Origin of the sequence: Streptomyces sp. SID3343, assembly GCF_009865215.1 — a bacterium.
GTDB lineage: Bacteria > Actinomycetota > Actinomycetes > Streptomycetales > Streptomycetaceae > Embleya.
Genome location: NZ_WWJX01001210.1, coordinates 1 through 10,847, shown reverse-complemented (window position 1 = coordinate 10,847; position 10,847 = coordinate 1). Strand labels below are relative to the sequence as shown.

The window sequence follows — 10,847 nt, the reverse complement described above, 5'->3', positions numbered from 1 at the left end:
CGCGCACGCTTTGCCCGCCGCGATCACCGCTCCGGCCGGTTGGCGGCACACGTCCGCCTGGTCACGGTCGATCGCACCGCCGGGAGCCGGCCGGCCGAGCGTGGCCGCCCTCGGGGGCGTCCTGGCCGTACTCACGCCCGACCGTCGCGTCGCCTTCCTCGACCCGCGCGACGGGCGGACCGGTTGGCTCGGCGAGCCGCTGCCGAGCGGAGACATCGCACTGCACGCGACGGGCGACCCGGCCGCGCCGGTGCTCGTCGCCGAGGCCGAGGACCGGCTCGTGGTGTGGTCCACCCACGGCACTGCCGAACCCTCGGGCCCGCCCACCACCGTCGTGCTCACGCCCGGCGCCCGCGTCAGCTACGCCGGCACCCTCCCCCTGGTGACCGGGCCCGACGGATCGACCGCCGCGCTGCGCGGCGATGCCCTCGTTCCCGTTCGGGTCCCTTCCGGTGCCGTCGCGATGGCCGCCGACCAGGCGTACGTCCTCGCGGGGCGCGCCGTCGGCCCTTGGGAACTGCTCGGCTTCGAGGGTGGGACCCGGACGGTGACTCCGGTGCCACCGCACCCCGGCGCGCGCATGCTGCGCCTGGCCGGAGGTGGGCACGGGTCGGTCGTCGTCGTGTGGTCCGGGCCCGAGGACGGCAGCGAAACCCTCGCCGTGCACGACTCCGCCTCCGGTCGGGTGATCGTCGGCGCCGACGCCCCCGCGGGATCCCTGTCGGGCACCTGGATCCACTCGCACGACGGTCCCCTCGCGGCGTTGGGACCCGTCGTCGTCGATCTCGCCCAGAGGCGCGCGTCGGTGAGCCCGGGCGTCGTCGCCCACTCCGTCGCCGGCGACCGGGTGTACGGCACTCGCGGCGGCCACCCCGTCGCGTCGACGACGCACGGCGCCGTCACGATGCCGGACCACGCCGCCGTCCCCTGGGCCGTCAGCGCCGGCCGCGCGCTCCTGCTCACCGGGGACAGGGACCGAGCGATGCTGTATGCCATGGACCCGAATCCGAATCCGGCACCGTGATCACACCATGATCGCAACGGATCGGGACGCCGGTCGTACGCATGTGCAAGGCAGAGCACGGCGGAGCAAGACGCAGCAAGGCGGAGCAAGACGTAGGGAACCGCCGCCGAAGAGCAGCGGCCGACAGGCCCGTTCGCGCCGAGCCCCGGGTGAGCCGTGGGCGAGGGCACGGTTCAGCGAAAGCCGGCCAGGTCGAGCAGGATCAGGGCCACCGAGACGACCAGGACGGCGCCGAGGGCGAGTCCGCCGGCGATCCCGATCACGCTGCCGACGGCGCTGATCCAACCCCGTTTGTGCGAGACGCGTTGCGGGTCGCAGCGGTCGTAGCGCACATCCAGGAGGGTTCGGGGGGTGAGTGCGCCGGAATGACAGCCGCGGGCCCGGAGGGATTGCCCGTCGCGGGTCGTGAAGGCCAGGACCGGGTGCTCGTACTTGAGGTGCGTCTCCGAGCCGACCACCTTGCCCGGCACCCGTATTCCGCGAAGCAGCAGCTTCCAGGTGTCGCCCACGGAGAGCCATGTGGCGCCTATGACGCCGACTCCCATCGGCCCCATGAACATGCCGGCGAGCAGTCCGTCGGCGTCCTTGCCGTCCGCGACCGCGAACAGCAGGGCGATCACCGCGAGATAGCCGAATATCCATCGGCCCAGTTTGCGGCGCGCCGCGGCGGTGACATCGACGGTGCTCGGGACTTCGCGAATCGTCGGCCTGGCGTTGCCGGTACCGGTCGACGCGGCGGACACCGAGGCGGTGAGTGCCCGAGCGAACGTTTCTCCATCCGATCGACGGCGCACCGGAATCAGGTATTCGGGAGCCCCGCCGCCGACGGATGGCCCGATGACCAGCCGTACCCGGCGATCGTCGGGCCGATCGACACCTGCGACGGCCGCGAGGGGGATCACCGTCCGGGTCCGTTCTCGGGCCCGCACCAGGATCAACGCGGTTCCGTCGAAGGACACTTCGACACCGCGACCGCGTAACACCCGTCCGGGCACCAACCCGCCACCCACCAAGAGCACCATCACCGGAACGTACCGTGGGAACGGGTGACTTGTCGGCCGTTCCACCAACGGATCGGTACCGGCCCCGGAACCCACGCATCGGCTGCGCAGGCCGTCGAGAGCGTTGCCCGGGGAAGCCCGCCACGACGCGGCGGGCTCAGCGGGCTCCGGCCGGGTTGTCGTCCTCGCCGAGGTAGGTGCCGTATCCCTCGACTACCAACGGGCCGTCGAAGAGCAACACTTCGTTGACCAGAGCGCCTTTCTGATTGCGGTAGTGGACGACCAGGCAGTCCACGCCGACATAGCTGCCGACCACCTCGAACCGTAGGTCCGGGATACGCCGCAGACCCTCCGCCCAGTACGCGCGCAACGCGTCCTTGCCGCGGATGACCCCGTCGCCGCCGAGCAGTTGCGCGGCGACCGGCGAACGGAACGTCACGCCGTCGGCGAAGTGCCCCAGCAGGGCGTCCAAGTCGTGTGCGTTCCACGCCTCGACCCAGGAGTCGACGAACACCCGTGCAAATCCGTGATCCATGGTCGCATCATGCCATCGCACCGGGGCTCGGGAGGCGCCGACCCCGAGCCGAGCGCAGGCGCGAGTCCGAGGTCGGGGTCGAGTCCGAGGTCGAGGTGGAGGTGGAGGTGGAGGTGGAGGTCGACCAGGGTCAGGGGCTTGGCACTTGGTGGGGTACCGCGCCGGGCTTCAGCTTCGGCTGTGGATCATCGACATCAACTCGTCGTGGGTTTCGGAGTCGGCGGCCACGACGAGTCCGCGGCCCGCCTCGGCCGGGGCGCCGTCGATCCCGGTGACCACGCAACCGGCCGCCCGGCACACGGCGATGCCGGCGGCGAAGTGCACGCTTGCCGACAGGTCGCCGCCATCGGTGACGTACGCGGCGCGCTTGCCCGCCGCGACCCAGGTCAACGCCAGCGTCGAGGACACCACGCGCGGCCGGAACCGCTCGACGAAGTCGGCGTGGGCCAGGAGTTCCACGGCCCGAAAGCCGGGTGCGCCGGGGAACGGCGGATCCAGGTTGACGTCCACCAACCGCGTTGCGGACGTGGGAACCAGCGGCGTATCCGCCCCGTCGTGCCGCATCCAGGCGCGCTCGCCGTCGGTGCAGAAGACCTCGCCGCCGAACGGATCGGCCACCGCCGCCGCCCCCTCGCGCAGCGCCACGTTGACGGCCACCACCAGCGTGCCGGCGGCGTAGTTCAACGTGCCGCACAGGGGGTCCACCAACCACTGTCGCGCGGCCCCGGCGGCACCCTGTTGCCCGCCCTCCTCGCCGAGTACCGCGTCGTCGGGTCGGGCCGCCCGGATGACGCCGAGGATCGTCTTCTCGGCCTCGACGTCGGCGGTGGTGGCGAAGTCCCCACCGCCCTTGTCGATGCGGGCCAGGCGCCGGCCGTACAGGTCACGCACCACGTCCGCGCCGGCGAGTGCGGCGGCTGTCGCGACTCCGGCGTCGTCGAGGCCCGCATACGAATCGATCATGCTCGACACCCTACCGACGGCGCTCACCCGCACCCCGACGCCCGCGAATCACACCTCGGTGACGAGCTCCGCCAGTGGCCGGCGGCCGGTGGGGATCGCGGACTTTCCGGCGGGGACGGCCCCGGGGTGACCGATGGACAGAGCCGTGCGCACCCGCCAAGGTGTCCTGACCGCACACACCTGCCCGGCCTGGTCGACCGCGCTCTCGGGGAAGAACGTCGCGGGGCAACTGCCCAGCCCCTGGACGTGGGCCGCGAGCATCATGTTCTGTGCCACCCGCCCCGCGTCGAACTGCGCGTCCAGGCCCCCCGCGGCTTCGTCGACCGCGAGCGCGACCACGACCGGCGCCCCCGCGAGATGTCCCGCGTAGGCGCCGAGGGACGCGAGCCGGCGCCGCGCGTCCGTACCGCGGACCACGACGAATCGCCACGGCTGCCGGTTGCGGGCCGAGCCCGTCCAGCGGCCGGCCTCCAGCACCCGGTACAACGCGTCGTCGGAGACCGGCCGGTCGGTGAACCATCGGGTGGCGCGCATCGTCACGAGCGCCTCCTCGGGTGCGGGCGATGACGACGTCATGACGTACTCCTCTCGGCCGGCTCGGCGAGCCGACGAGAGATCATTGTGTCCGGGGCGGTGACTCGGCCCTCGGTCGACCCGACTCCGTATTCCGTACATCGGCCCGTCCGGGGAGGGGAGCGCGCCGCTCACCCACTCGCGCGCGGGGTCACCCGCTTGGTCACCCGGCCTCCCGGGTGACGGTGGCGCCACAACACGAACACGAACGTGGCGACAGCCGCCCACAGGAGCAACACGATCCACGGTTCGACGTGTTGGTCCCCGCCGAAGTAGATCGCGTTGCGCTGCGCGTTCACGCACGCCCCAGGCGGCAGGAAACGGCCCACCCAGGCCAGTCCCGTGGGCAGCAGCGGCCACGCCACCGCTCCACCCGAGGACGGGTTGCCGAGCAGCACCATCAGGCCCCACGTGGGGATCATCGCCCATCGGCGAAACATCGTGTTGAACATCGTGAACGTCATGCCCGCGGTGAACATGGTCAGGGACAACCCGAGCCACGACTCCGCGAAGGGCAGCCTCAGTGCCCCGAGCAACCAGTCCACCACCGCGCAGATCGTGAATCCGCCCAGCACCGCGTAGGCGACGGTGAAGGCGATCCGCTCCCCCGCGTTGAGGCCCCGGGCGTGCACGCTCAGCTGGATCGCGCCGACGAAGCCGATGATCACCGCGGCCAGGGAGATGTAGAACAGCGCGAGGCCCTGCGGGTCCCCGCTCTGGAGCGGCTTGATGTCTCGGACGGTGACCGGTACTCCGACCTGGGCCCCCACGGTGGGTCCGGCCTGGGTCAGCAGCCGGGCCACCGACGCGCCGGCCGCCGAGGCGACGTCCAGTTCGGCGCGGTCGCCGAACAGTTGCAGCACCGCGAACTCTCGCTGCGTCTCGACCTGTCGCCGCGCCGATTCGTACGAGTCGTACGCGTGCAGTTTCAGCGACGTGTCGAGGGCCTTCTCCAAGCCCTGGACGAGCCGGGATCCCTCGGGGGAGGAACCGACCACCGCGGTGGGGATGCGGTGCGGTGTGGGGTTGGCCATCGCATAGCAGTACGAGCCCGCGAACAGTCCGGCCGCGGCGGCGAGGATGACCAGCAGCACCACGGCAGGCAGAAAGGGGGTGTCCCGAAAGGGCGTTCGGCCGGGTGCCTCCTCGACCGCCGTGGCACCGCCGACCGCTTCCGGGCCCCGGGGCGGGTGTGACTGTTCGGGCCGTTCGGGCCGTTCGGACTGCGCGCGCCCTTCGGTCGCTTCGGGTCGTTCGGGTCCGGCCGATTGTTCGGGCCCGGTGGGTCGTTCGGGCCCGGCCGGTCGTTCGGGCCCTTCGGGTCGTTCCGGTCCGCCCACGCCGTGCCTCCGAGAGGGTGTCGATCCGTCGCCGCGGTCCACGGCGGTCGCCCTCCCGTACCCGGGGCGGTCGGTCGCGCACGGCCGCCGACTCGTCGGCCGTCGAGTTCACCCGAACGCCGGCCCACCACTCGGACGCCGCACCGCGCGGCGCACGCGGATCGGGCCGATCACAGCACTCGGGTGGCCCGCAACAAACGCCACAGCGCCGCCGGTCGAACCCGGTCCTGGAAGGCCATGTACGCCGGTTCGCTCACGTGCGGGGCCCACTTGAGCTTGAAGGCCTCCTGCGTCCTCGACGGGTAGAGCGCGTGCCCCCGCCCCGCCATCTGCCGCATCGCCCACCCCAGGGGTCCGGACGCACACGCCGGTTCGTGCTCGTCCGCCAACCCGACGAAGGGCGCGAGCCCGAGATGGAGCCAGCCCGCGCCCTCCTCGGTGAAACGGCTCAACGCCGTGAGGTTGATCAGCTCGTGGGTGCCGACGGGAGCCCGCGGAGAGCGTCGGGACAGGTCACACAACCACCCCGGCCGACTTCCCCAGGCCGGCGCGTAGGTGATGTAGGCGACGGTCTCACCGCAGTGTCGGGCCACGAACGTACGGCGCAGCGGCCGGCCGATTCCGCCGTGTTCGCCGACCATGAACGACAGTTGCCGCACGTGCCGTCCCTTGTCGCGCAACCACTCCCGGTCGATGCGATCCACCGTGCGTTGATCCAGCGGGGCGTCGGGACCCACCTCGGTGACGGTGACCCCCTCCCGCCGGGCCCGGGAGACGTTCTGGCGAACCTTGGCAAGGGGCTTGCCGCGCAGCGTGAAGCGGGACAGGTCGATGCCGTACGAGACGCCGAGTTGGTTGACCACGAAGCCGCGGTCGGCGTACAGGGGAACGTCGTGTGCTCGAAGCTGAACCGCGGTCAGCGTCTTCCGCCGCCCGGGTCCCGGACCGAGCGTGCGCAGGTACTCGTCGAGGAGGGGCCCGCGTTCCGCGGGCCTCGCGAAGGGGCCGCCGAACTGGATGTGGTGGGAATGCCCCGGTCGAAAGGCGACGAGCCCGGGGACACGGTGGCCGTAGTAGTGCCGCGTCCGGGCGTTGACCGCCAGGAAGGCGCTCGGGTGGTCGGCGTACGTGCGCAGTAGCGCGATCGAGCTGTGTTCGCCCTGCACCGGAACGGTGGCCAGGGGCGTCCGGGCCGCTTGGACGGCGCCGGTCGATCCGGCAGGTGGGGCCCACGCCGTTGGCCGCCGGTTGGTGCGGGGGCGGATCAACGGACTCGTGTCGTTGTCTCGTGCGGCGACGGTCGACGGCTCTTCTCTGCCGAAGGTCATGGCTTCCCTAAGCTGAGGCGGGTCATGTCGCAAGGACAAACGAGCCGTCCGGACGTGCTGACACGCCCTCGCCCCGAAATCGGTGGGAGATCACTCCATCCGTGTCCGGCGACCGCCCGAGCACGTGTGGGTGGGACCTTCGACGGTCTCGGTCGTGCGTCGAAGGTCCCACCGGCTTCGGGGTTCCGTGCACCCGTCGTGGTCAGCCGGCCTCGTCCGGTCGGCTCGTTCCCTCCGCCAGGGCGTGTCGGGCCGCGGCAATCGCGCGGGGTCCCGGCCGGGACGCGGTACCGATGCCAACAACAGGCGGGTGTAGGGGTGTTCGGGGTGTTCGGAGTGTTCGAGGACGCGTGCGGTGGGACCGGGCTCCCTCGCCCCGATCGCCGGGGCCGTCGAGTTCACGGCCGAGCCCCGAGCCCCCCGAGGCCCGGGCCGTGCGCCGGGCCGACGCCTGGGCGTGTGAGGTCGTGACCGAGGCGGTATCACCGGTCCGGGTCACCGCCAGCCGCGGCGGTCGCATGGGAAGAGGCAGCAATTGACCACCCGTAGGGAGTTTTTCGGCAGCGCCACCGCGGTCGGTGCCATGACGTTTCCGGGCGCCGCTCGGACCGCGCCTGCGGATGCGGGCAGCCGGGAACCGGGACGGGACCCGGCGGCGCGCCGACTCCGCGCCCGCACCGCGATCTTCGCGGTCGACACCGACACCCGCAGGAACTACGACGCGCTTCGGGCCGAGCTGATCAAGCGGCTCGGCCCCGTCGTCGTCGTGGAGAACGACTACCGGGGCGGCCGGTACACGCTCGTCCACCACGGAGAGCAGGAGTCCGTACACCCCGTCTGCGACATCTTCGAACTGGCCAAGTCGGTCGCCCACGCACCGCTCGGCATCTACTCGATCATCGCGCCGTACCTGGACCACCCGTCCCCGGATCTGCCCGGCTCTGGCCGCCTGGACCCGCACGACCTGGACATGGTGGCGTTCAAGGGGCCGGCAACGCTCGACTGGCTCGGCCCGCTTCAGGCTTTCGGCGCCACCCTGGCCACCGCCCGGCAACAGGTCTGCGACGCGCGCATGCCGCACGCGCTCGAAGCGTCGAGCACGCGCATCCTCGACGCGTCGGTCGCGTTCGTCGACGAGTCCGTGCGGCGGCGTTCCTTCGACACGACGTCGTTCGAGAGCTTCACGGGCGCGTTGACCGCCGACATCGGCACCAACATCACCTACGCGGCGCAGGCGCAGATCGAAGGCGTCGCAACCCTGATGAGGCGGTGGCGGGACCAGGTCGGTGAAGCGGACTGGCCCGGCCTGTACGTCGTCGTGCTGTCGATCTGGACGACGTCCGCACCCAACCAGAACTCGATCATCGTCAAGCGGTTCATGGATCCCGTGAAGGCGGACTCGCACCTGATCGACCTGGCCACGGCCCAGCCGCCCGCCGACCCCGTCCTCGTCGCCCTCGACAACCTGGCCCGCATCGTGGCGGACAACATCGCGGCGGAGACGGTGTTCCCACTGAACCGGCAACTGGCGGATGCGCTGAAGGGGCCCGAGGATCTGGTGGCGCGGGAGATCCTGGCGCAACTCGCCTGCCCCTTCCGCGATACCGCGGCAAGACCGCGGTGACGTGCGAATTCGCGCCGCGTCCGCAGGCAGGGCGGCTCCACCCTGCTTCGCGCTTGTCAGGCGGGGAACCCTGTCGGTGATGTCGAGATGCGGTCGGTCTTGCTCCGGCCCGCGAGCCGTGGGAAGCCTGTGCGCACGATGCAAGGGGGTGTTCGTGGCAGAGGAAGCCGTCGCCGCCGAGCGACTTCACCTGTGGGACCGGGCCACGCTGGAGGAAGACGCCTGGCTGATCCACCCGCCCTCGTCCTGGCCCGCGACCGAGAGCGGCGTCACCGGCCGACTGCGGTCGGCGTTGTCGGACGGACCGGGACTCGTCGTGCTGCGCGGCCTGCCGTTGGCGGGGCTCAGCGATCAGGCCGGCGCCGACCTGTGCCGATCGGTCGTCTCCCTGGCGGGCACGCCCCGACCCCACGAATCCACCGCCCCGCTGGACCATCTCCTCACCTCGGCCCGCCCCAATCGCGGACCGGCGCCGGGCGATCCGGACGGCGCTTCGGTGAAGGCCGTGGCGCTGGCTTCGCACACCGATCGCGCGGGACCGCCCCGGCCGCCTCGCGTGCTCGCCCTGTTGTGTGTCCGGCCGGCGCCCACGGGGGGCGAATCCCTGCTGGTCAGCGGTCACACCGTGCACGACCGGCTCGCGGCCGATCGGCCCGAGGTTTTGCCGACGCTCTACCGCGATTTCCACTTCGGCGCGGAGCGGCACCTCGCCCGCACCGGGCCCGTCTTCTTCCGGGCCGACGGCCGACTCGACGTGCAGTACAACCGCTACCAGATCGAACGCGGCCACGACGCGGCCGGCGAGCCCCTGACGCCGGCGCAGGTCGAGGCGCTCGATGCCGTCGACGAAGTACTGGACGACGAAAGCCTCTTCCTGCGTCTGGCCCTGCGTCGGGGCGACCTGCTCATGCTGAACAACTACACCGTCCTGCACGGCCGAACCTCGTTCGTCGACCATCACGACCCGCTCCGACGCCGCTGCCTGGCCCGCGCCTGGGCTGACTGAATCGCCCTCGGGACGAGCCGACTTCGCGCGGTCGGCGGCCACCGCCTCGGGTCTGCCGGCCGCGGTCTCGGGTCCGCCCGCGACCGCCTCGGGTCCGCCGGCCGCCGATATTCGATGGCGGAGGGCCTGCGGACCCGGCAGGGTGCCCGGTGATGAGCAACGAAGACGTGATGCGTTATGCCCGCTACGACACGGTCGAGGGGCTCCTGCAACGGGGCCGCGGTCTCGGCGCCATCCGGGCGGTGAAGGACCCGACCGCTGCCGCTCCGTACGTGTACGACTCGATGCGGCGGGACTGGCGGTGGGACACCTTCGACGACCGTTCCCGCTACCTCGCCCGGCTGATCCGAGACCTGAAGTTGTCACCGGCGCCGGCCGTCGAATTGCTGGCCGGAAGCGAGCAGGACTGCGAACGGGCCACCGGAGTACTGGAGTTGCTCGCGCTCGCCGGGTCGGACGAGGCCCGGGAGGGGCTGCGGTCGCACGTCGTGGTGGGCGCGCACTGGGTCTTCGTCCTGGAGTCGGTGTCCGCCTTGTGGCCGGTCGAGTGGTGGGAGGACCTGGGCGAGGTGGCCCGCGCCCGGATCGGCGAGGAGTCGCAACGGCCGTGGTTCCCGCAGCCCTGGACCCGGTTCGGGATCGAGGTTCGACGGCCCGACGGCGCACCGCGCCGGCCGGACCTCTCCGCGCGTGGCGACGAAGACCTGCTCGCCCTGCTCGCCGACCCCCGAACCGACAACGGCCTCAAGTGCCACGCGCTCGGCGAACTGGCCCGCCGACCGCCGGTGGAGGGGCTGATTTCCCTCGTTCCCTCGCTCGGCACTCCCGACGGTCGGCTGGCGTTGCCCCTGCTGTGGCGGGCGGTCGCGGGCCTCGGCGCCCTCGCCGTGCCGGCCGCTCGCCGCTGGGAGGTGGACGACCGGGCGTGGTTGGCCCGGCTCGGAGCGGACGTACTGGCCGATCACCTGGGCCCGGAGATCATCCCGCGGCTCGTGGCCGAGCTCGACGACCAGTGGCGGACCCGCACGTGGTGCGGACCCTTCCTGGCGGCGACCCGACTGGCCCGCTTCGGGGCTGCGGCCGCCGAGGCGGCGCCGGTGCTCCGGCGCTTTTGGCTGCGCACGCCGCACTCGTACGAGCGAGCCGACTACCTCCGCGCTCTGGCCGCGATCGCGCCGGCCGGACTGGACCGGGCACACTCCGAGTCGCTGTGGGACTGCGAGGACAGCGCGAGGCTGCGGGCGATCGCGCACGCGCCGGACCACCCGGAGAACCTGGAGCGGATCGCCGTGCTGCGCGACGACCCGATGGAGGATCCGCAGGTCAGGGCCGCCGCCGAGGAACGGCTCACACCGCCTGGGTAGACGCGTGGGGACGAGATCGGCGGTGCGGTTCCGCCGCCTCGTTCAGCACGCTTCGCGGGCGGCAGGCACCGACCGGGGGGTGTCGTGCC

The 10,847-nt window shown here is 71.9% G+C and carries 9 protein-coding genes and 1 pseudogene; 4 read left to right on the top strand and 6 right to left on the bottom strand.

From position 1 onward, the window contains the following. On the top strand, positions 1–1,024 hold a 1,024-nt coding region (locus GT354_RS38275; RefSeq protein ID WP_237535864.1), incomplete at its 5' end, for a hypothetical protein. A gap of 173 nt (positions 1,025–1,197) precedes the next feature. Here GT354_RS38275 and GT354_RS38270 read toward each other — a convergent pair. From GT354_RS38270 to GT354_RS38245, 6 genes and pseudogenes are all read right to left on the bottom strand, one after another. After that, positions 1,198–2,046 (bottom strand): DUF3592 domain-containing protein, encoded by an 849-nt coding sequence (locus GT354_RS38270; protein ID WP_161360991.1) that lies wholly within the window; start codon positions 2,044–2,046, stop codon positions 1,198–1,200. A 136-nt stretch (positions 2,047–2,182) separates the two neighbouring features. After that, positions 2,183–2,560 carry a nuclear transport factor 2 family protein gene (locus GT354_RS38265; RefSeq protein ID WP_161360990.1) on the bottom strand — a complete coding sequence of 126 codons (378 nt, stop codon included), beginning with the start codon at positions 2,558–2,560 and terminating at the stop codon, positions 2,183–2,185. Between the two features lie 168 nt (positions 2,561–2,728). Continuing rightward, positions 2,729–3,523: an inositol monophosphatase family protein gene (locus GT354_RS38260; protein ID WP_161360989.1), complete on the bottom strand. Its 795-nt coding sequence runs from the start codon at positions 3,521–3,523 to the stop codon at positions 2,729–2,731. Positions 3,524–3,571: 48 nt separating this feature from the next. Then, positions 3,572–4,099, bottom strand: coding sequence for a nitroreductase family protein (locus GT354_RS38255; RefSeq protein WP_161360988.1), 528 nt, complete (start codon positions 4,097–4,099; stop codon positions 3,572–3,574). 128 nt (positions 4,100–4,227) lie between these two features. Beyond that, positions 4,228–5,220, bottom strand: a pseudogene (locus tag GT354_RS38250) (ABC transporter permease); the annotation flags it as partial. A gap of 386 nt (positions 5,221–5,606) precedes the next feature. Further along, positions 5,607–6,764, bottom strand: a complete 1,158-nt coding sequence (locus tag GT354_RS38245) for a DUF2156 domain-containing protein (RefSeq protein WP_161360987.1) — start codon at positions 6,762–6,764, stop codon at positions 5,607–5,609. Positions 6,765–7,299: 535 nt separating this feature from the next. Between GT354_RS38245 and GT354_RS38235 the strand changes: the two genes are divergently transcribed. The 3 genes from GT354_RS38235 to GT354_RS38225 all read left to right on the top strand — a co-directional run bounded on the left by GT354_RS38235 (position 7,300) and on the right by GT354_RS38225 (position 10,758). Next, positions 7,300–8,388, top strand: a complete 1,089-nt coding sequence (locus GT354_RS38235) for a hypothetical protein (RefSeq protein WP_161360985.1) — start codon at positions 7,300–7,302, stop codon at positions 8,386–8,388. Positions 8,389–8,542: 154 nt separating this feature from the next. Next, on the top strand, positions 8,543–9,394 hold the full coding sequence (locus tag GT354_RS38230) for a TauD/TfdA family dioxygenase (RefSeq protein ID WP_161360984.1): 852 nt from the start codon (positions 8,543–8,545) through the stop codon (positions 9,392–9,394). Between the two features lie 152 nt (positions 9,395–9,546). After that, a complete protein-coding gene (locus tag GT354_RS38225) occupies positions 9,547–10,758 on the top strand; it encodes a hypothetical protein (RefSeq protein ID WP_161360983.1) in 1,212 nt (403 codons plus the stop codon). Positions 10,759–10,847 lie beyond the last annotated feature (89 nt).

Coding starts and splice junctions, on each gene's coding strand:
- GT354_RS38270 (WP_161360991.1), bottom strand. CDS start 2,046: ATGGTGCTCTTGGTGGGTGGCGGGTTGGTGCCCGGACGGGTGTTACGC.
- GT354_RS38265 (WP_161360990.1), bottom strand. CDS start 2,560: ATGGATCACGGATTTGCACGGGTGTTCGTCGACTCCTGGGTCGAGGCG.
- GT354_RS38260 (WP_161360989.1), bottom strand. CDS start 3,523: ATGATCGATTCGTATGCGGGCCTCGACGACGCCGGAGTCGCGACAGCC.
- GT354_RS38255 (WP_161360988.1), bottom strand. CDS start 4,099: ATGACGTCGTCATCGCCCGCACCCGAGGAGGCGCTCGTGACGATGCGC.
- GT354_RS38245 (WP_161360987.1), bottom strand. CDS start 6,764: ATGACCTTCGGCAGAGAAGAGCCGTCGACCGTCGCCGCACGAGACAAC.
- GT354_RS38225 (WP_161360983.1), top strand. CDS start 9,547: ATGAGCAACGAAGACGTGATGCGTTATGCCCGCTACGACACGGTCGAG.